Below are 21535 nucleotides of genomic sequence, written 5' to 3' on the forward strand. Positions count from 1 at the left end.
TTCTACGTTTGATTGGTTTTGGAAAAAAAGAAGAATTTAAGAAAGTGCTCGCAATTTTAAGAAAGAAAAAGCCTGATAGGACAAGGACCCTATGAAATTTGTCGTGTACAGAGATTATTGTTAGTGAATGATAAAAGGATTATTAATAAGTGTTCAATTTCCGATCAGTCTTCTTTGCCATATTTTTATGGTGATTCTGAGGTCGAGAATAAAATTTGTATAATTGAGAACTCAAATAGAATAGCTTTAAATAAATTTCTAGATGAAAAAATAATAGATAAACAGCAAAAAAAAGAAATTATAGAATGTATTTTATTTCAGCATTCAAGAACTGCTAAAAGTCGACAACTTATGAGAAGCACATGGCAAACAGTCGAAGCTTTCACTGATTTTCATGATAATGTTGGTAATGAAGGAGATGCAAAAAAATGGTTACAGCAGAATGATTTAAAAAGTTTTGAGGTGAATGAAAAGCAATGGCACTTAAGGCAATTAAGTATGTTGAAAAATGCAAGTTGGCAACTTAGTGATTTAGATTATTTGATATTAAATAATAAATCTGAATTAGATTTTGTTTTTTCAGATGCACCAGTTGTATATTTAAATCCTTTCATGGTTAATTTTAAAGAGAAGGGTATTACAGGAACTCTTTCGAAAGGATTAATTGTAGCTTATCCAGTGAGCAATAAATTATTAGTTTTATTGTTTGAAAGAGAAGTCTACAATTTTGACCCTTTGATTGATAGGTTAATTAATAAAAATAAAACCTTAGATGCTGATGTTGAAATGGTAAAATATTTTAATTATTTGCAATTTTTAAATGCAGAGTCTTGTGTTTATTCTAATCAAAAAGAAAGTCTTGAGATTTTAAAAGAGAGATCTGGTAGGGTGATAACAAAATTCACATGTCACGTTGAATTGAAAAATGAAGGGAAAAATAATGCCGGAGTATTATTTTCTGGTGCTCTTGATCAAACTCCTAATTTTCCACCACCACCATTTTTTAATTATAAAATGGCAAAGAAATTTTGGAAATCGCGCCAAAAATCACAGCAGAATTATAAAAAATTAAATGAAAAACGTTTCAAAAGATTATCAAGTGAGGACGGCATTAAACAATTGAGTAAAGCTAAGAGTTTTGATGAAATTTTTTCAATTCTTAATCTTACAATATAAGAAAAATTAAGGTAAAGAAGCATGTAATATTTTGTATTTTTTGGCTGGAATGCCATCATCACTCGTCAGAAAGGTCAATAAATAATCAAAACTATCACGCTATAGTATATGAACCATTTCTAAAATCTATGGAGAACAAAGATGGTTACTGCTGGCGAAAGACCTGGAACTGGCTTCTATTTTTGTGTCCAATGCGGACATCGCACTTATTTAGAAATTGGTACTGATCGTTTACCTCCGTGTACCAAATGCCTTGGCAATCAATTCAACAGTAAGAATGCCTAAGCCGCAAACACCAAACAGTTACCCACTGTTTTGATGAAAGCCCTGTCACTCGATAGGGCTTTTTTGTTACTGTAAAATATGAAATAACAAGATAGCTATATCTGACAAAAATAAGGAAAGCCCAGATGGAAACAATTTTAGGACTTTGTATCGGCGTAGGATTAAGCGCAGCCTTTGGTTTTCGTGTCTTTGTTCCTTTATTGGTGATGAGCATCGCAACCCTGATGGGCTGGTATGAACCTGCAAAAGGTTTTGAATGGTTAGCGATCCCTGCCGTATGCGCTGCACTTGGATTTGCAACCATCTGTGAAATCGCAGCTTACTATGTGCCGTGGGTCGATAATCTCTTGGATACCATCGCTACGCCTGCTGCTGTAGTGGCAGGCACACTCAGTACGATGGCAGTCAGTAGTGGAGAAATGTCACAGTTTGCGACGTGGGCAGCCGCGCTGATCGTGGGTGGCGGAACAGCAGGTGTGGTGCAAATGAGCACGGTAGCTGCACGTGGCGTTTCAACTGCAACCACTGGTGGACTGGGGAATTTTGTAGTGGCAACGGGTGAGTTGATTGGCTCAATTGTCTTGTCGATCTTGGCATTTGTGATGCCTGTTGTGATTACGGTATTTGTGATTATTCTCGTGATTGTGGTTGCACGTTGGGTGAGCCAAAAAAAACAAGAAAAGATCAGTCATTCAACATCGTGAGTTTTTAAATTCAGTACAATCAGGAAACTTAGACCTAATTTTATAACCTAAGTTTCCTATATGTATTACCACTTCACACGTTTTAATAAGATATCTTTATACATAATAAAATCGCAGGCGAGACTAAAGAATGGCTGCTTAAAGGTTGCAGGTTTATTATGCTCATAAAAGAAATGACCTACCCACGCAAAGCCATATCCCACTACAGGCAAAGCCCAAAGTAATTTGGCATTTCCAGTTGCAACAGATGCAGCAGCGATACCAATCACACAGCTTGTCCCCACGAAATGCAGACGACGGCAAGTCGCATTTTCATGTTGCGAAAGATAAAAAGGATAAAATTCAGCAAGGGTTTTATAACGAACTTCACTGGCTTCCATCTGCACAGTATTGTTTTTCATCAGTTCTTGAGTATTGTGAGACATACGACTATTCCTTTCGTTTAAAGTCGTCTTCATTTTGAACACTCCAACCGAAATGGTCTTGAACGAATATGCTATCTCAACACATGGAGTTAGACTCGATCACACCGCATAAAAGCTTGGTCTATGCGTGGGATGGCGTGATTGTGTATGTGACTCAAGATCATTTGAATAAAGCACACGCGCATTTTCCAGCACTATTACAAATCGGTTTGGGCACTGCTTTCACATTGGTCGTTGAAGATCAGCCTGCGAACTATCATGAAGTTGTAGTGATGGCACCCAATATTAGTCACAGTACCGATTCACAGAATCAACCTTATATTGCGATTTTGATTGATCCCGATTATGTTCTTTATGCTTATCTGCATCCTTTATTGAATGGACAGACATTTAATTCATTATCTGCTGATCGACTTCAATCTTTTCAAAAACAGTTTCAGCAATTGACGACTGCTCAACTCTGCTTAGAACAAGTAAAGCAATTGCTGATGGATGTGTTATTGGTACTCAATCCTCAGCCATTATTGGCTTTACCATGGGATCAACGAATTCAACTGGCATGTGAATACATCAAACGCTGTGTACCCAATCAAATTCCAACTATCGCAGATGTTGCGCTACAGGTTGGACTATCAGAGTCACGCTTGATGCATCTGTTTAGTCTGCAACTCGGACTATCCATGCGGCAATATATCTTGTGGTTGCGTATCCGCTATGCCATCAAGCTGTGGATGCAGGGCAAAACTTTGATTGAGATAGCAGTTGAATCAGGCTTTTCAGATCAAGCCCATTTCACCCGAACTTTACGTCGTATGGTGGATTTTGCGCCGTCGATGTTGAAAGCCAATACGATTTTTATCAGCGATGACGCTAACGAAAAATAAACTAAGCATTGAAAGAGTTCGGTCAAAGTATTTCTAAGATTCGATGCTAAGATTTTCATGAACACTCAGAAGAATGATAGATATGAAAATCGTCGCCATTCAACCTGCATTGCAGTTAGGACAGATTGAAGCAAATTTAAAAAAACTCGAACAATTGATTTTAGCGGCATATCAAGAGCATACGCCTGATGTGATCGTACTTCCTGAGTCGATGACTTCTCCAAATGTCTATTCACCACAAGCTTTGCTGACGCCACAACCATTACAGGGTCAGCCCTTACAGCTTCTAATTCGCTTAGCCAAGCAATTGAATGTGGTGATCACAGGGGGCTTCGTGGCAATTCGTGACGGGCATACCTATGGTACTTATGTCATGGTGGAGCGGAATGGCGATTATCATCTGCATGACAAAGATATTCCAACTGCATGGGAGCAAAATTTTTATCGCGGTGGTTCGGATAATGGAGTTGTGGATTCAAGTAGCTTGAACTGTAAGGTTGCATTGCTCTCAGGTTGGGAGTGGGCAAGGTTCCGTACCGCCAAGCGTGTTCGAGAACAACATGCACAGTTGATTTTAGGTTCAATGTGTTGGTATTCGATGCCGATCAATTGGTATGGATTGTTGGGTACTTGGATGCGTCGTGAACATGAAATTTATAAACAACAACGTGAAGCACTACCTGCGCAAATGGCACGCTTAACAGGTATTCCCGTAGTGCATGCCGCTCATGTCGGCGAAATCTTGAGTGATATGCCGTTGTTACCTTATGTCAAATGGTTAACTGAAATGGTGGGCGAAACGCAAATTTGTGATGCGGCTGGAAATGTCTTAGCGCGTATGAGTTTAGCCGATGGTGAGGGCTATATCGCCGCAGAAATAGAAATGGCTGACCCTAAACCTGTCGAGCCTTTAGCATCTAGTTATTGGATTCCTGACATGACGCTGACTTCAAAATTAGCATGGCATGTCGGCAATCTTCATGGCGGACTGATGTATCGTGTGAGACATCGCCTAAAAAAGTTTCCTTGACAAAAACAGTTGAAGTAAACTAAAGCTAGCTTCTCATTCAACATACAGCGATGGCAGGGTGATCTTACCCATCGCTTCTGAGTTGCAAAGACAGTATTTTTCTCAATCAAAGCTCGAAAAATCATCTTCAAGCGAGTAAATTACACCCACATTTTGAGTGTGCATGGTTGATGATGGCGTTTACTTGGATTTTATTTACCTTGATGGCTGCTTTTATGCAGGCGTGGCGCAATGCATTTCAAAAACAACTCAGCACCACAGTCGATGTTTATGGCACGACATTGGCACGCTTTCTATTTGCACCGATTTTTGCTTTTAGTTATATCGTCATTCTTTATGCTCAGCAGCCTGTCAGTGTTGAAGTTAGTTTTTCTAATAAATTTTGGTTTTATGTGGTGATCGCAGGGATTAGCCAAATCTATGCAACGGCTTTAATGGTCAAATTATTTCAACAAAAGAATTATGCAATCGGGGTCGGACTCGCCAAAAGTGAAGCTATTTTAGCGGCATTGGTCGGTGTACTGTTTTTACAAGAGCATTTAACAGCATGGGGCTGGGTGGGTGTTTCGATTGGTGCAGTCGCGGTATTTTTACTGAGTAAAGGCAGACAACATACTGAACTTTCAATGAAAACATTGATGATCGGTTTAGGCAGTGGTTTGTGTTTTGCCATCACCTCATTGTTGGTGCGTGAAGCAAGTTTAGAGTTGAGCATGTTGCCATTTCTACATCGTGCCGCATGGGTGCTGTGTAGCTTGATTAGTTTTCAGTGCATTATATTGTTGCTATATCTTGGTATTTTCAGTCGTCAGACTTTATACAAAATGTGGCAACGTCTTGGACTGACTTTCAAAGTGAGTGTCTGTAGTTTTCTTGCTTCATTGGGTTGGTTTAGTGCGATGAGTATGCAAACCGTGGCAATCGTGAAAACACTGGGTCAGGTCGAGATTTTATTTAGTTTATTGATCTCTGCATTTTTCTTTAAGGAAAAATTGGCAAGAACTGATCATTTGGGTTTGTGGTTGGTGATCGTGGCTGCGATTATGGTGATTTGGGCTTAAACTTTATAAGCTCATGAAAAAATAAACATGTAAATTTGAATATATCGGAATTTAAATTAGTTATTATTTATTGGAATGGGAAATAATTCTGATTTTAGAATCTGGTATGCAAAACTATTTCATTTGTGGCGAAAAATACCATTTTTTAGGAAAACAATCCCATCCCGATCTGCCTAAACTATGTCTCAAGGGTGTGAAAGGGATCGAAAAGAGTAGCATGCACCGAGGCTTATAAAGCAAGTGTGTACGAACCCAAAAGGTCTCGATTCGGCTTAGGACGCTATAGATCAAAAGTTTATAGGCAAAGGTTATGGCTTACAAAGTCATAGGTGTTGAAGTAAACAACATGTTTTCCCTTGATACCCTAAAAAATTAATCTAAACAGAATATGACGAAAACATTAAAAATAATAAATACTAGATCAATAAAAGCAAATTCGAATGTGAAACACATCTTTAAATTCAAAAAATATGAATAGAAGTTGATATTTTTATATTAAAAAACAAAGTGATATAATGCCATTAAAAGCGAAAAATCAAAATATGATCATACTGGAATAGGTCAGAAAAATAATGAACGAGTTCGATCTGAAAATACGTTATCCCCATCAAACCAACAGAAATGATGCTGCTCATTTGGGTATGTTTGACGCAGAGACGATCATTCGTAAGTTTGATGAAATGGGATGGCGACAACAAATGGTCCGTCAGTTACAACTGGATGGTACAAGCACCAGTTTTATCGTAACGAATGAATATACAGGACAAAGTGTCCGTATCATTTTGGATGCCTATGCTCAATCCCAGCAACTTGAATTTAAATTGGATAGTGATATTCCTGTTCTGATTTCGAGAAAGGATGTATTTGGATTGGTCACCCGCAAAGCCAAAGATACGATTTCCTTTAATCACCTGACACTGAACCGTGCCAAAGAATATCTCATCGCGTTTATGAATGGTGAGGTTGAGGAGTTAGAAGCACTTTATCGTGACAGCTTAAATAAATCGATGAAGACAGCGTCTTAACTTTTAATTTTCCTGAACACAATCGAATAAACCCTGAATAAAGACATTTTATTCAGGGTTTTATTTTAGATAAACCAAGGATAAAAAATAGCGATCCGCTGGTTGTGATTTTTTTAATGGGTCGATTTTCTATCCGTTGTCGTTATAATCTGCTCGCTTGATTCAATCTGTTTGCTTCCTATGCCTTTAAACGATCATTTTATTTACCAACCTCCCCAAGAACCTCTTGAGATCATGTACGAAGATGAGGATTTGGTCGTGGTCAATAAACCTGCGGGCTTATTGTCCGTGATGGGGCGATTACCAGAACATCATGACAGCGCGTATTTGCGTGTATTGGATCTCCATCCAACGGCTAAAGTAACGCACCGTTTAGATATGGCCACTTCAGGTTTACTGATGTTTGCTAAGCATCGTGATGCAGAGGTCGCCGTGAGTAAAATGTTTCAAGCGCGTACCGTTAAAAAATATTATGAGGCCTTGGTACAAGGTGCAATTCAGGCTGAAGGCAGTGTCGATGTTCCATTGATTACAGATTGGGAAAATCGTCCACGTCAAATCGTACATTTCGAGTTGGGTAAGCAAGCCAAGACACTGTTTCAATTGATGGATTACGATGTTGAAACTGATCAAAGTCGTGTGCGACTAGAACCCGTTACAGGTCGCTCACACCAACTTCGTGTGCACATGATGCATATTGGACATCCAATCATGGGCGATAAACTTTATCATCCTGAGCCTGCCAAATTTCATTTAAAACGTATGGCATTACATGCTGCATTCTTGTCTTTTCAGCATCCTTTACAACAACATCTCGTTGAAATTAAATCGGTGATTCCATTTTAAAATGTAAGCTAAGGTGAAATAAGTGTAGCTAAGCTAGGCATGTGGATGGATTTATAATAGATTATAAAAAAATATAATGTTTTGTGAGATGCCCGATGAGTCAACCATTAACCCAGCATTGGCAAACCATCTATTCCACCAAAGATCCTAAAGAAGTCAGTTGGTTCCAAGCTCAGGCTTCGACCTCCTTGCGATTGATCCAAAAAGCGCAACTCAACCCTGAGGCAGAAATCATAGACGTTGGGGGTGGCGCCTCAGTTTTAGTTGATCAGCTTTTAGAACAAGGCTTTAAACACATCACAGTTTTAGATTTGGCAGAGGCTGCGTTACAAAAAAGTCAGGTACGCTTGGGAGAACTTGCCAACAAAGTGACATGGCTTATTGCGAATATAGTCGAGGTTGAGTTTGCAGATCACCAATTTGATCTTTGGCATGATCGGGCAGTTTTTCATTTTTTGACAGAGCACAACGATCAGCAGCGTTATTTGCAAAAAGTAACTGCTGCGCTGAAATCAGGTGGTTATCTAGTGATCTCAACCTTTGCAGAAGATGGAGCATTGAAGTGTAGTGGTTTGCCTGTGCAACGCTACAGCACACAAGAGCTGATACATTTCTTTGGACAATCTGCATTTGATGTGGTGGAAGAGGGGAAAGAAGTTCATATCACCCCAGCGGGAAATGAACAGAAGTTTAGTTATCTACTCTTGCGAAAAAAATAAAACAAGGAATAATGTTCTTAACTATGTATTCGTGTATCAACGAGTTAAAGTGGGCTGGTTTTCCAACTTTGACTCAAGCGCAATTAAAAAAATTACTACTTGAAGCCGATCCAGATTGGCAGCATGTTTTAACTTATCTATCAGAAGTAAAAATCTTTGTGATTTCCAATGATCGTCGGGATGTAATTGCAGAATTATGTTTATTACAACGCGGGGATGAAGCGGAGATTATCAATTTAGCCGTCACCAAAGAGCATCGAGGTTTTGGTCTAGCCAAATCATTGATTAAACATGCGATAGAAAATGCATAGCAATCTTCGGTCAGCACTGTTTTGATTAAAACAGGCAACTCAAGTTTTGATCAGTTGGCTCTATATCAGAAGTGTGGTTTTCGTATGTCATACATGAGCGAGATGTGTTTAAACACTATCCTGAGCCGATTTATGAAAATGGAATCCGTTGTATCGATCAAGTTGTTCTATCCATCGAGTTGACAGTTTAGCTATCGAAGATCGACATGAAGATCATTTATGCTTTCACTACAATAATGATCTTCATGCGTCTAAAAACTGACATAAAAATAGGTTAATCTATAGCCAAATAATTAAACTGAAACGACAACAAAGGATATTCAAATGACACGTGATTACGAGCAATTTCCTGATAATGACAATGGTAATGTGCTTTGGCAAATGGTTGAAGATGGCAATGACCTCAGTGAACCGCATGAAGTCGAATTTTCAATTGTATTTGAAAAGCAAGAACAAGCAGAAAAGTGTGCATTGCATCTGTTGCATCAAGAGCAAAAAATTTCACTGTATCAAGAAGAATTGCATTCAGATGGATCGGATTTGTGGGTGTTAAATATTCACGTCAATATGATGTTGGAATATGAAGATATTGCAGATTTAGAAGAGTGGATGACGCGGATTGCACAAGAGTTTGATGGTGAATACGACGGATGGGGTTGTATGAGCTATATCTATGATGATGAAGACGAATAATGATACATATTCAGCCTGTGTTTGCAGGCTGAAATATTTTTAATGGTGCATCCTACGACATCTAATTTTATTTACTCACATCTAAGTAAAGACTTTCTTTGACTTCTTCCATCACCACATAACTATGGGATGATGCCGAAGCAGGCAGTTTTTTCAGTAAATCACCCAATAAACGTCGATAAGCACTCATTTCTTTGAGTCGAGCTTTGACTAAATAATCAAACTCACCTGATATTAGATGACATTCCAAGACCTCAGGAATATCGACTAAATCTCGAGCTACTTGATCAAAGACATCACCTGATTTTGCTGACAGTTTGATTTCCAAAAACACCAACAGGCTACGATCAACATGCGCAGGATTAAGTCGAGCGTAGTAGCCCATAATAATACCTTCACGTTCCAATCGTTTGACGCGTTCTGAGCAAGGCGTGGTAGATAAGTTCACACGTGAAGCTAACTCACTAATCGCGATACGCCCTTCACGTTGCAGAATGTCTAAAATCAGGCGATCAATACGGTCTAATTTACGCATAGATTATTCCCTTTTATTTTAATTTTTCCGCGATAAAAACATTAAATTACCTAGATTATAGCCATAAAACAGTCAAAAAAACTATTGAAGCAAAAATATACTAGTTAAATAAACTAGTGGGCGAGAGGGACCTATTATGCGCGTCATCGTTTTAGGAAGTGGTGTTATTGGTGTAGCAAGTGCTTACTATCTTGCGCAACAAGGTGCCCAAGTGACTGTACTTGATCGTCAGTCTGGTCCAGCAAAAGAAACCAGTTTTGGTAATGCTGGGCAAATCTCGCCAGGATATTCAACACCTTGGGCTGCACCAGGGATTCCATTCAAAGCAGTAAAATGGATGTTCCAACATCATGCACCACTTGCCATTAATATAGATGGCAGCATGTGGCAGCTTCAGTGGATGGCACAGATGCTGAAAAACTGTAATCCTCAAAGTTATGCGGTCAACAAAGAACGCATGATGCGTGTGGCGGAATATAGTCGTGATTGTTTGGGTCAACTCAGAAGTGAAACAGGTATTCATTACGAAAATCGTTCCAAAGGTACCTTACAGGTATTTCGTAATGAAGCGCAGCTTGAAGCAGTGCAACGTGACATTCAAGTACTGAAAGAATGTGGTGTTGATTTTAATTTACTCAATGCTCAAGAACTGGGCAGTGTAGAACCAGCATTGGCACACACCGATAAATTAGTCGGTGGTTTACATTTGCCGAATGATGAAACGGGTGATTGTTATTTATTCACCAATGCCTTGGCGAAAGTAGCGCAGGACTTAGGTGTCGAATTTAAATTCGATCAAAATGTTGAGCAACTGATCGTAGAAGGTGATGAAATCAAAGGCGTGATGGTCAATGGTGCGATTTTAACGGCTGATCGTTTCGTACTTGCCTTTGGTAGTTATTCACGCGATTTCTTAAAACCATTGCAATTGAATCTGCCAGTTTATCCAGTGAAAGGTTATTCATTGACGATTCCAATTGTTGAACCAAAATTTGCTCCGCAATCAACGGTTTTAGATGAGACATATAAAGTCGCGATTACACGTTTCGACCAACGTATCCGTGTGGGTGGTATGGCGGAATTAAGTGGCTTTAACTTGGGCTTGAATGATGATCGTCGTGCAACTTTGGAAATGGTTACCCAAGACTTATTCCCAGGTGGTGACTTACAACAAGCATCATTCTGGACAGGTCTACGTCCAATGACACCAGACAGCACACCGATTATTGGTGCAACCAAATATAAGAACCTATTCTTAAATACGGGGCATGGCACTTTAGGTTGGACCATGGCATGTGGTTCAGGCAAATTGATTAGTGATTTAGTGATGAATCATCGTACCGAGATTAGTACGGATGGCTTATCGATCCAGCGTTATTCACACGCGGCATAATTTGATTATACAAGGAAGTTGATTATGCCTCGCCCAATTACTGCGGTCATCCATACTCAGGCTTTGCGCCAAAATCTTGAGGTCGTGAGAACTTCTGTTCCAGACAGCAAGGTGTTTGCAGTGGTCAAAGCCAATGCCTATGGACATGGAATCGAACGAGTTTACGATGCTTTAAAAACTGCGGACGGCTTCGCTTTACTTGATATAGATGAAGCGAAACGTTTGCGTGCATTAGGTTGGACAGGTCCAATCCTATTGCTGGAAGGAATTTTTTCGCCACAGGATTTATTTGACTGTGCTGAATATCAGTTGAGTTTCACGGTACATAGCGAGCATCAAGTCGAATGGATACAGCAGCATATCTATCCAGCCCAGTTTGATATTTTCTTAAAAATGAACAGTGGCATGAACCGTCTAGGTTTCAAGCCTCAACAATACCGAAAAATCTGGCAACATCTGCAACGCCTCAATAATGTTTCCAACATCACCCATATGACGCATTTCTCTGATGCTGATGGCGAACGTTTTGGTCAAGCTGGGGTTGAATATCAACTCGCAGAATTTGAAAGCACCATTCAGGACTTACCTGGCGAAAGATCGGTGAGTAATAGTGCTGCCATTCTCAGATATCCCTCGCAAGTACACTCCGATTATGTCCGTGGCGGCATCATGCTGTATGGTAGCTCTCCCGATTATCCGAAGCATAGTATCCAAGATTGGGGACTTGCGCCGACCATGAGTTTGCGCAGTGAATTGATCGCGATCCAACAGCTAAATGCTAATGAAAGTGTAGGTTATGGTTCAAGTTTCGTAGCTGCACATGCGATGACGATTGGTATTGTCGCGTGTGGTTATGCAGATGGTTATCAGCGTACCTCTCCTACAGGCACGCCCGTGTTAGTCAATGGAATCCGTACCCGAACCATTGGGCGAGTCAGTATGGATATGTTGGCAGTCTATCTAACGCCAGTTCCGAATGCTGAAATTGGCAGTGAAGTTGTGCTTTGGGGAACATCAAAAACAGGACAAATACTCTCTATTGATGATGTTGCAGCAGCCTCAGGCACAGTTGGCTATGAACTTATGTGTGGCGTAACTGCACGAGTTCCATTTATCACTCAAGACTAAGGAAGTCATCATGTCACATTCAGATATCCAGAAAATCAATAGCACCGAAGTGATGAGTGCAGTCACGGTTTTTAATCAGGTGGTGTATCTATCAGGACAAGTGCCTAAAAATCCTGATTTAGATATCGAAGGACAAACGCGTGATGTATTGGCAACGATCGAGCAATTGTTAGCCTCCGCAAATAGCGATAAATCACGTTTACTTTCGGTTCAACTTTTTCTCAAAGACCTAGCGGATTTTCCTAAGGTCAATGCGATCTATGTTGATTGGTTAAAAGACTGTGTGGCGCCATCACGCGCTACGATTCAAGCTGATTTGGTCAATCCAAATTGGTTAATTGAAATTGCAGTGATTGCAGCACAAAAATAAAGTGAATCGCTTTATTTTTGTTTAAATGAGATTAAAAAAGAAGAAAAGTAACGTATTTGTCATAGATAAAAGCAAGGCAAATACGTATTTTCTTGCAGTCAAAATGAATGGGTCATTTATAAAGGACAGCTGGTTAAGCTCATAAATTAGCGACCGATTCATTTTAGGAAGTAGTAAAAAGGAACTTTTTTATGACGGTGATACATAATCAGTCTTCAGGTGATGATGCACCTCAAGACTTACAACGAAAACTTTCCAATCGCCATTTGCAATTGATTGCTATTGGTGGCGCGATTGGGACTGGACTGTTTATGGGTTCAGGAAAAACCATCTCCCTTGCTGGTCCATCAATCTTGTTTATTTACATGATTATTGGTGGCATGTTCTTCTTTTTGATGCGAGCACTCGGTGAATTGTTGCTTGCCAATTTACAGTACAAATCTTTCGTCGATATGGCACACGATCTGATTGGACCGTGGGCTGGATATTATTTGGGTTGGACCTATTGGTTAGGTTGGGTCTTGGTTGGTATTGCGGACTTAGCCGCCGTGATTAATTATCTGGGTTTTTGGCTGCCTGATGGAACGACCTTTACTCCAATAGGACAGGCGCTGATTAGTGCGGGCTGCGTATTGTTCGTTTTGGCGTTGAATTTACTTACGGTCAAATTGTTTGGTGAAGTCGAGTTCTGGTTTGCACTGATTAAAATCTTGGCGATTATTGGTTTGATTGGGGTTGGGGGCTATATGATTTTTAGCCACTTTACCGCACCTCATGGCACAGTGGCTTCGCTAAATAATATTTGGTCGCATGGTGGTATGTTCCCGAAAGGTGTTGATGGCTTCTTAGCTGGTTTCCAAATTGCTGTTTTTGCCTTTGTCGGTGTGGAGCTGATTGGAACCACTGCGGCAGAAACCAAAGACCCACATAAGAATCTTCCCAAAGCGATTAATGCGATTCCGATTCGTATTATTTTGTTCTATGTCTTAGCTTTATTGGTGGTGATGGCTGTGACACCGTGGGATCAAATTCGCGCAGATAAAAGCCCATTCGTTGAGTTATTCCTGAATGCGGGGATTGTGACCTCAGCGATCATCATGAATTTAGTAGTGTTGTCTTCGGTGATGTCGTCGATGAACAGTGGTGTTTTCTCTACCAGTCGTATGTTGTTTGGTCTGTCTAAAGATGGTCAGGCGCCGAATTCATTTAGTCGCTTATCCAAAAGTGCAGTGCCAGCAAATGGTCTGATCTTCTCATGTGTATTTATCATGGGTGGAGCTGTGCTTCAGTATTTTGTCCCGAACACCATGGAAGCCTTTACTTTGGCAAGTTCGCTCTGTGTGATCCTGTTCATTAGCGTATGGAGCCTGATCATGGTTTGCTATATCCGCTATCGCAAATTACGCCCAGAGTTACATGAACAATCTAAATTTAAAATGCCAGGTGGCGTGTTCATGTCTTATGTGGTGATCGCATTCTTGTTGTTCACTTTGGTGATTTTGGCACTCGAACCTGACACGCTGAAAGCGCTGTATGTGAGTCCGTTGTGGGTGGTGATTTTAGCGGTGACCTATCAAGTATTATACAAACCACGTATGCGTAAACTTGGACGTGAATTGGCTTAATCGATTCATTTGCTTCTCCCGTAAAAAGAGCTGGTCTAACTAGATCGGCTCTTTTTATATCTACGCTGAGAAGTATTAATCAACCAATAAATGCTGATATTTATCTGCCTGTTTACGTAAATAATCCCAGACCAGTTTTATCCGTGGCTCATGCTGTAAATCTACAAAGGTAAGCATCCAGAAAGTATGATTAAAACGTACTTGTTCAGCTAAAATATCCTGAAGTTCAGGTTTATCATGGGCTAAAAATTTCGGCAAAATTGCTAATCCAGCACCCGCACTGACTGCGATTTGCTGTGCCAAAATACTGCTACTGCGAAAATTTGCAGTGAGTTTTAAGGGTAAGCGTTCTAGACAATATAGCTCAGGGCTATAGACTAAATCATCAATATAATTAACAAAACGGTGTTGGGTTAAATCCTCTAATCCACGAATTGGTGGATGTTGTGACAGATAGTTTTGACTGCCATAAATCTTTAATGAGTAATCTGACAGTCGCGTGATGATATAAGGTCCAGACGTTGGTCGATCAATAGACACCACAATATCCGCTTCACGATGCGAGAGTTTAATCATCTTCGGCACAGGAATCAGGTCAATGGTGAGTTGAGGATAGTGAATCGAAAACTCTGCTAATAGTCGTGCAAGAAATGCGGTACCAAATCCTTCAGGTGTGCCAATTCGCACACGACCTTGCAAAGGTTGATGCGGTTTCTCAATCTGAAGAAAGGCCTGTTCCATTTGCTCAACCTGCGGAACAAGGGCTAATCCTTCCATCGTTAGTTCATAACCTGATGCTTCACGCTTGAACAGAGTCATGCCTAAAGCCTGCTCTAATGCTTGAATCCGTCGAGCTACGGTACTGTGTTCCACGCCAATAATGCGTGCTGCATTGGTCAAGGTTTTGGTTCTCGCTAAAACCAGAAAAAACTGTAGATGATCCCAATCCACTTTCATTGTTATTGTCATCCCTGTGCATATTTGCACATCAATCGTGCATGAATTTGCGTTGGTGGTCAAAGCATTCTTTGCTAGTCTCAAACAAATGTTAAAAAAAGAAAATACGACGAATCGCTATTTTCGAACATCTGAACACAATAAAAATAGGCCTATGGAGAGGTTATGAATACAATCCAGAAAATCGAGCTGGACACAGCTAAGCTACTCATTAATGGACAGTTGATCGAGTCTGAAACCCAACACTGGCAAGATATCGTCAATCCTGCGACACAGGAAGTCATCGGTCGTGTGCCTTTTGCAACAGTGCAGGAAGTGGATGCAGCGATTCAAGCTGCACAAGATGCTTTTGCCACTTGGCGTCAAACACCGATTCAAGCACGTATGCGCATTATGCTGAAGCTACAAGACTTGATTCGTGCCAATATGAAAGAGATCGCGAAAGTACTGACCGCTGAGCAAGGCAAAACCTTAGCCGATGCAGAAGGTGATATCCAGCGTGGCTTAGAAGTGGTTGAGCACGCTTGTTCTGTCGGTACCTTGCAAATGGGCGAGTACATCGAAGGTGTAGCACGTGGTGTAGATACCTATACTTTGCAACAGCCTTTGGGTGTTTGTGCGGGCATCACTCCATTTAATTTCCCAGCCATGATTCCATTGTGGATGTTCCCGATGGCGATTGTTTGTGGCAATACCTTCGTACTCAAACCCTCTGAACAAGACCCATTAACCACGATGATGTTGGTCGAACTTGCGATTCAAGCAGGTGTACCTGCTGGTGTGTTGAATGTGGTTCATGGTGGCAAAGAAGTAGTCGATCGTCTCTGTACACATCCACACATTAAAGCGATTTCCTTTGTCGGTTCAACTGCGGTGGGTACGCATGTGTATAACCTCGCAGGGCAACATGGCAAACGTGTGCAATCGATGATGGGTGCAAAAAACCATGTGGTAGTGATGCCTGATGCTAATAAAGAACAAACCCTCAATGCTTTGGTCGGTGCGGCTTTTGGTGCTGCAGGACAGCGTTGCATGGCACTTTCAGTTGCTGTGATGGTAGGTGAAAGTAAGCAATGGGTTCAAGAGTTGGTTGAAAAAGCCAAAACCTTGAAAGTTAATGCAGGACATGAGCCGAATACAGATATCGGACCTGTCATTTCTCAACGTGCCAAAGCGCGTGTGATTGATTTGATTAATAGTGGTGTGGAGCAAGGCGCAGAGCTGTTACTTGATGGTCGTGATGTGCAAGTTAAAGGTTATGAGTCAGGTAACTTTGTCGGAGCGACCATTTTTAATGGTGTGACCACAGACATGCGCATCTATAAAGAAGAAATCTTTGGCCCTGTATTAGCAATTATTTCTGTTGATACTTTAGAAGAAGCGATTGAGCTGATCAATGCCAATCCATTTGGTAATGGTGTTGGACTCTTCACTCAAAGTGGTGCGACAGCACGTACCTTCCAAAACTTAATTGATATTGGTCAAGTGGGGATCAATATTCCAATTCCTGTGCCAGTGCCATTCTTTAGCTTTACAGGTTCGCGTGGTTCAAAGCTAGGTGATTTAGGCCCTTATGGTAAGCAAGCGGTACAGTTCTATACGCAGACCAAAACCATTACCAGTCGTTGGTTTGAAGATAGCCATGAAGTTGGCGGTGTAAATACCACCATTAGTTTACGTTAAGGGGGAATCAGGGATGAATATCGCCTTTATCGGTCTTGGGAATATGGGTGGCAGAATGGCCCATAACCTGCTCAAAGCAGGACTTACAGTCTATGGTTATGATCTCAGTGAAGTGGCGAATCAGTACTTTGCTGAAGCGGGTGGTGTGGTCTGCGACAGTCCACAAGCAGCAGCCCAACAAGCAGATGTGGTGATCACCATGTTACCAGCAGCTAAGCATGTCAAAGAGGTTTACCTCGGTGAGGAGGGCGTGTTGGAAGTCTTGAAGGCAGGGGCATTGTGTATTGATAGCAGTACCATTGACCCGCAGACCATCAAAGATATCGCTGAGCTTGCGCAAACTAAAAATATTCACATCTGTGATGCGCCTGTGTCGGGTGGCACCATTGGCGCGCAAGCAGGTACTCTCACTTTTATGGTGGGTGCCAATGATCAGACCTTTGAGGAAGTCAAACCTGTGCTCAGCCACATGGGCAAGAATGTCATTCATTGTGGCGAGGTTGGCGCAGGACAAATTGCCAAGATTTGCAATAACTTAATTCTTGGAATCTCGATGGCTGCTGTGGCAGAGGGCATGGCATTGGGTGCCAAATTGGGGATCGACCCACAAGCATTGGCGGGTGTGGTGAACACCTCAAGTGGTCGTTGCTGGAGTTCAGAGATTTGTAATCCATGGCCACATATCAATGAAAATGCACCTGCTTCACGTGGCTATCAAGATGGTTTTGCGACACAACTGATGCTGAAAGATTTAGGTCTGGCAGTCGAGGCAGCAGGTCAGGTCAAACAGCCTATTTTGTTAGGTGGCATAGTACAGCAGATGTATCAGCAGATGTGTATGCGTGGAAATGCACATTTGGATTTCTCCAGCATTATCCAGCAATACCTACCAGACCAAGTTTAAACATCAAGCCATAGGATGGCTTGTAAACCAATAAATGCAACTCTGTCGTAAATAACTACAAATCCAGACTGAGAGAATAGAGATGTTGAATTATAAAGATGTGGCAAACGCATTTGATTTTGAAAATACGGCTCAACAAATGTTGTCAGGTTCGTTGGATGCACTCAATGCATGCTTTGAGTGTTGTGACCGACATGTAGACGGTGAAAAAGTTGCTTTGTACTGGCAAGGCAAAGATGGGCGTAAGGAACAATATACTTTTGCGCAATTCAAACAGTGGTCCAGTCAATTTGCCAATTTTCTAAAATCACAAGGTGTACAGGCAGGTGATCGTATTTCGGGTTTATTACCACGAACGCCTGAACTGATCGTGACGATTTTAGCCGCATGGCGAATTGGAGCCGTATATCAACCGCTGTTTACGGCTTTTGGGCCGAAAGCGATTGAGCATCGTATTCAACTTGCACAAAGCAAGTTAGTCGTCACGGATGTGGGCAATCGCAGCAAGCTCGATGAAGTTGAACAATCCCCAGCTATCGTAACCGTTGCTGATACAGAAGGTTCAGTGCTCAAAGCCAGCGATTTTAATTTTTGGCAGGAGTTGAATCAGCAGTCTGATCAATGTGAATTAGTCATGCGCAATTTGCACGATCCGTTCTTATTGATGTTTACCTCAGGGACCACTGGACCTGCCAAACCGCTCGAAGTTCCACTAAAAGCCTTGATTGCATTTGGTCGCTATATGCAAGATGCAATTGGCTTAACTGAAGATGATGCTTTTTGGAATATTGCTGATCCGGGTTGGGCCTATGGTTTGTATTATGCGATTACGGGGCCGTTATTCTTGGGACATGCGACTTTGTTCTACGAGGGTGGATTCAGTACGGATAGTTTGTGTCAAATCGTCAAGGATTATCAAATTACCAATTTGGCAGGTGCACCAACGGCTTATCGTATGATGATGGCTGCTGATCCAGCACAAATGGCGCCGTTAAAAGGTCAGTTTCGTGTGGTCAGTAGTGCAGGTGAGCCACTGAATCCAGAAGTGATTCGCTGGTTCAAACAAGTTTTAGATGCGCCGATTTACGATCATTACGGACAAACTGAAGTGGGTATGGTGGTCTGTAACCATCACGGTTTAAGCCATGAAATACGTGCAGGTGCGGCAGGTTTTCCAAGTCCGGGTTATCGGGTTGCCGTGGTCAATGAGCAAGGCGAAGAGCTTCCGCCAGACACCGCTGGAATTTTAGCGGTGGATATCAGCCAGTCGCCAATGATGTGGTTTGGTGGTTATAAAGAAAGCCGTAAATCACCTTTTGTTGGCAATTATTACTTAACAGGCGATACCGCTGAGTTACATAGTGATGGCAGTATGAGTTTTGTAGGGCGTAGCGATGATGTGATCACCACATCTGGTTATCGTATCGGTCCATTTGATGTTGAAAGTGCTTTGCTTGAACATGATGCGGTAATTGAAGCCGCAGTGATTGGTGTGCCTGATCCAGATCGTACCGAACTGGTTAAAGCCTTTGTTATTTTAGCGGCAGGCGTGCAGTCTACGGTTGCTTTGGCAGAAGAATTAAGCCAATTTGTGAAAAAACGTCTTTCTGCACATGCATATCCACGTCTAGTGGAGTTTGTCACCGAGTTGCCGAAGACGCCAAGTGGTAAAATCCAACGTTTTTTATTGCGTAATCAGGAAATTGCTAAGCAACAAGCAAAAGCAGGGTAAGGGAAATAACAATGCAATTTACCGAAGAACAATTGTTAATTCGTGATATGGCGAAAAGTTTCGCCCAAGAACAAATTAAACCGAATGCCAGTGATTGGGATCGAGATGGCACCTTTCCCAAAGCTGCGTTGGCGCAGATGGGGCAGCTTGGTTTTATGGGGATGCTCGTCCCAGAACAATGGGGTGGGTCAGGTACGGGAAATTTGGCCTATGTATTGGCACTCGAAGAAGTCGCAGCAGCAGATGGTGCGACCTCGACCATTATGAGCGTGCATAATTCGGTGGGCTGTGTACCCATTTTAAAATTTGGTAATGACGAGCAAAAAGAACGTTTTTTAAAGCCCTTAGCTCAAGGCGAAATGATCGGTGCATTTGCTTTAACTGAACCCCATACGGGTTCGGATGCTGCAGCCATCAAAACTCGCGCAGTTAAAGATGGTGATGATTATATTCTGAATGGTGCAAAACAGTTTATTACTTCCGGTCATAATGCAGGGGTGATTATCGTCTTTGCCGTGACTGATCCAAGCGCAGGTAAAAAGGGTATTAGTGCCTTTCTCGTGCCACGTGATACACCTGGATATGAGGTCATTCGTGTCGAAGAAAAGTTAGGTTTACATGCTTCGGATACCTGTCAGATTGCTTTGACCGATGTACGTGTGCATAAAAGTTTGATGTTGGGTAAAGAAGGTGAGGGTCTGAAAATTGCACTTGCCAATTTGGAAGGTGGTCGTATCGGGATTGCAGCACAAGCAGTGGGTTTGGCGCGTGCAGCTTTAGAAGAAGCCACGCACTATGCCAAAGAACGTCTGACATTTGGTAAACCAATTTTCGAGCATCAAGCGATTGCCTTCCGCCTTGCCAGTATGGCAACAGAGATCGAAGCTGCACGACAACTGGTTCATTATGCTGCACGTCTCAAAGAAGCGGGTCAGCCTTGTTTGAATGAAGCATCGATGGCCAAATTATTTGCTTCTGAAATGTCAGAGCGTGTTTGTTCAAGTGCCTTACAGGTCTTTGGTGGTTATGGCTATCTGAAAGATTTTCCAATCGAGCGAATTTATCGTGATGCACGAATTTGTCAGATTTATGAAGGTACTAGCGATATTCAACGTTTAGTGATCGCACGTAGTCTATAAAACTCAAACAAGGATTGAATGATGCAGTGGCAAACTATTTTATTGGAAAAGCGTAATGGTGTAGGGTTAATTACCCTCAATCGTCCTAAAGCTTTAAATGCGCTAAACAGTGAATTGATCAGTGAAGTGAATCAAGCCCTCGACCAACTGGAAAAGGATCGTGAGATTGGTTGTATCGTATTGGCAGGTTCAGAAAAAGCTTTTGCAGCCGGCGCGGATATTAAGGAAATGGCACAGCTAAATTTTCCTGATATTTATTTTGATGATTTTTTCCATCTTGCTGATCGTATTGCCCAACGCCGTAAACCTTTGATTGCTGCGGTGAGTGGCTATGCTTTGGGTGGTGGTTGTGAATTGGCACTGATGTGTGACTTTATCTACTGCGCTGATAATGCCAAGTTCGGCTTACCTGAAGTGACTTTGGGCGTAATTCCAGGAATTGGTGGAACACAACGTTTAACCCATGCCATTGGTAAAGCCAAAGCCATGGAAATGTGCCTCACCGCACGACAAATGGGTGCAGTAGAAGCTGAGTTAAGTGGTTTGGTTGCACGTGTATTCAACAAAGAAGACCTACTCGAACAAACCCTACAAGCCGCTGAACAAATCGCGACACGTTCTCTGACCGCAAACATGATGCTGAAAGAAACCATTAATCGAGCTTTCGAAGTCAATTTGACCGAAGGATTACGATTTGAACGACGCATGTTCCATTCTATTTTTGCCACTGCGGACCAAAAAGAAGGCATGCAAGCATTTGTAGAAAAGCGGCAGGCAAATTTTAAAAATCAATAAGATAGGACTTACGCACTATTATTTATAGACTCTCTGTGGTAGCAGATGATTTTTATCGAGAATAAAGTCATCAATGAAGTTTTTGATCATTGGTCTAAATAATTTCTTCTGCCAA

General features: G+C 41.6%; 22 protein-coding genes and 1 pseudogene. 20 read left to right on the forward strand and 3 right to left on the reverse strand.

The annotated features are described in order from the left end of the window. Positions 1–123: 123 nt before the first annotated feature. From ACSC97_RS12905 to ACSC97_RS12915, 3 genes are all read left to right on the forward strand, one after another. Complete coding sequence (locus tag ACSC97_RS12905; RefSeq protein WP_436661317.1) at positions 124–1176, forward strand: DUF4238 domain-containing protein; 1053 nt, start codon at positions 124–126, stop codon at positions 1174–1176. 141 nt (positions 1177–1317) lie between these two features. Continuing rightward, positions 1318–1461, forward strand: a complete 144-nt coding sequence (locus ACSC97_RS12910) for a zinc ribbon-containing protein (RefSeq protein ID WP_004665293.1) — start codon at positions 1318–1320, stop codon at positions 1459–1461. Between the two features lie 125 nt (positions 1462–1586). Then, positions 1587–2165 (forward strand): DUF4126 domain-containing protein, encoded by a 579-nt coding sequence (locus ACSC97_RS12915; protein ID WP_129261118.1) that lies wholly within the window; start codon positions 1587–1589, stop codon positions 2163–2165. Between the two features lie 65 nt (positions 2166–2230). On the opposite strand, the gene ACSC97_RS12920 is transcribed toward ACSC97_RS12915, so the two are convergent. Further along, positions 2231–2590, reverse strand: coding sequence for a DUF962 domain-containing protein (locus ACSC97_RS12920; protein ID WP_042893579.1), 360 nt, complete (start codon positions 2588–2590; stop codon positions 2231–2233). 68 nt (positions 2591–2658) lie between these two features. On the opposite strand from ACSC97_RS12920, the gene ACSC97_RS12925 reads away from it, so the two are divergent. The 8 genes and pseudogenes from ACSC97_RS12925 to ACSC97_RS12960 all read left to right on the forward strand — a co-directional run bounded on the left by ACSC97_RS12925 (position 2659) and on the right by ACSC97_RS12960 (position 9159). Then, complete coding sequence (locus ACSC97_RS12925) at positions 2659–3474, forward strand: helix-turn-helix transcriptional regulator (RefSeq protein ID WP_436661320.1); 816 nt, start codon at positions 2659–2661, stop codon at positions 3472–3474. 82 nt (positions 3475–3556) lie between these two features. After that, positions 3557–4504 carry a carbon-nitrogen hydrolase family protein gene (locus tag ACSC97_RS12930; RefSeq protein ID WP_436661322.1) on the forward strand — a complete coding sequence of 316 codons (948 nt, stop codon included), beginning with the start codon at positions 3557–3559 and terminating at the stop codon, positions 4502–4504. Between the two features lie 173 nt (positions 4505–4677). Next, on the forward strand, positions 4678–5565 hold the full coding sequence (locus ACSC97_RS12935; RefSeq protein WP_020899790.1) for a DMT family transporter: 888 nt from the start codon (positions 4678–4680) through the stop codon (positions 5563–5565). Between the two features lie 572 nt (positions 5566–6137). Then, entirely contained in the window at positions 6138–6590 is a 453-nt protein-coding gene (locus ACSC97_RS12940; RefSeq protein WP_436661324.1) for a hypothetical protein, read from the forward strand. Positions 6591–6770: 180 nt separating this feature from the next. Beyond that, positions 6771–7436, forward strand: a complete 666-nt coding sequence (locus ACSC97_RS12945) for a pseudouridine synthase (protein ID WP_004956772.1) — start codon at positions 6771–6773, stop codon at positions 7434–7436. A 95-nt stretch (positions 7437–7531) separates the two neighbouring features. Continuing rightward, positions 7532–8155: a class I SAM-dependent methyltransferase gene (locus ACSC97_RS12950; RefSeq protein ID WP_125272121.1), complete on the forward strand. Its 624-nt coding sequence runs from the start codon at positions 7532–7534 to the stop codon at positions 8153–8155. A 23-nt stretch (positions 8156–8178) separates the two neighbouring features. Then, positions 8179–8657, forward strand: a pseudogene (locus ACSC97_RS12955) (GNAT family N-acetyltransferase). Positions 8658–8790: 133 nt separating this feature from the next. Continuing rightward, on the forward strand, positions 8791–9159 hold the full coding sequence (locus ACSC97_RS12960; protein ID WP_004907196.1) for a ribonuclease E inhibitor RraB: 369 nt from the start codon (positions 8791–8793) through the stop codon (positions 9157–9159). A 67-nt stretch (positions 9160–9226) separates the two neighbouring features. On the opposite strand, the gene ACSC97_RS12965 is transcribed toward ACSC97_RS12960, so the two are convergent. Beyond that, the gene (locus ACSC97_RS12965) at positions 9227–9694 is read right to left on the reverse strand and encodes an Lrp/AsnC ligand binding domain-containing protein (protein WP_004665270.1); all 468 of its coding nucleotides are present in this window, start codon (positions 9692–9694) and stop codon (positions 9227–9229) included. Between the two features lie 136 nt (positions 9695–9830). Between ACSC97_RS12965 and ACSC97_RS12970 the strand changes: the two genes are divergently transcribed. From ACSC97_RS12970 to ACSC97_RS12985, 4 genes are all read left to right on the forward strand, one after another. Next, on the forward strand, positions 9831–11087 hold the full coding sequence (locus tag ACSC97_RS12970) for a D-amino acid dehydrogenase (protein ID WP_004966992.1): 1257 nt from the start codon (positions 9831–9833) through the stop codon (positions 11085–11087). A gap of 24 nt (positions 11088–11111) precedes the next feature. Beyond that, entirely contained in the window at positions 11112–12215 is a 1104-nt protein-coding gene (alr, locus tag ACSC97_RS12975; RefSeq protein ID WP_004966994.1) for an alanine racemase, read from the forward strand. Between the two features lie 10 nt (positions 12216–12225). Further along, on the forward strand, positions 12226–12585 hold the full coding sequence (locus ACSC97_RS12980) for a RidA family protein (RefSeq protein WP_004956761.1): 360 nt from the start codon (positions 12226–12228) through the stop codon (positions 12583–12585). 191 nt (positions 12586–12776) lie between these two features. Then, positions 12777–14210, forward strand: a complete 1434-nt coding sequence (locus ACSC97_RS12985; protein WP_004956756.1) for an amino acid permease — start codon at positions 12777–12779, stop codon at positions 14208–14210. A gap of 75 nt (positions 14211–14285) precedes the next feature. On the opposite strand, the gene ACSC97_RS12990 is transcribed toward ACSC97_RS12985, so the two are convergent. Then, complete coding sequence (locus ACSC97_RS12990) at positions 14286–15167, reverse strand: LysR family transcriptional regulator (RefSeq protein WP_406517936.1); 882 nt, start codon at positions 15165–15167, stop codon at positions 14286–14288. Between the two features lie 165 nt (positions 15168–15332). On the opposite strand from ACSC97_RS12990, the gene ACSC97_RS12995 reads away from it, so the two are divergent. From ACSC97_RS12995 to ACSC97_RS13015, 5 genes are all read left to right on the forward strand, one after another. Further along, entirely contained in the window at positions 15333–16850 is a 1518-nt protein-coding gene (locus ACSC97_RS12995; RefSeq protein WP_112987156.1) for a CoA-acylating methylmalonate-semialdehyde dehydrogenase, read from the forward strand. Between the two features lie 13 nt (positions 16851–16863). Continuing rightward, positions 16864–17754 (forward strand): 3-hydroxyisobutyrate dehydrogenase, encoded by an 891-nt coding sequence (gene mmsB / locus ACSC97_RS13000; RefSeq protein ID WP_436661330.1) that lies wholly within the window; start codon positions 16864–16866, stop codon positions 17752–17754. 82 nt (positions 17755–17836) lie between these two features. Continuing rightward, complete coding sequence (locus ACSC97_RS13005) at positions 17837–19486, forward strand: AMP-binding protein (RefSeq protein ID WP_436661332.1); 1650 nt, start codon at positions 17837–17839, stop codon at positions 19484–19486. A gap of 11 nt (positions 19487–19497) precedes the next feature. Beyond that, a complete protein-coding gene (locus ACSC97_RS13010; RefSeq protein ID WP_436661334.1) occupies positions 19498–20625 on the forward strand; it encodes an acyl-CoA dehydrogenase family protein in 1128 nt (375 codons plus the stop codon). Positions 20626–20646: 21 nt separating this feature from the next. Beyond that, positions 20647–21420, forward strand: a complete 774-nt coding sequence (locus tag ACSC97_RS13015) for an enoyl-CoA hydratase (RefSeq protein WP_005085779.1) — start codon at positions 20647–20649, stop codon at positions 21418–21420. The last annotated feature ends 115 nt before the right edge of the window (positions 21421–21535 follow it).

It is taken from the genome of Acinetobacter sp. P1(2025), from assembly GCF_051390655.1.
GTDB classification, from domain to species: domain Bacteria; phylum Pseudomonadota; class Gammaproteobacteria; order Pseudomonadales; family Moraxellaceae; genus Acinetobacter; species Acinetobacter junii.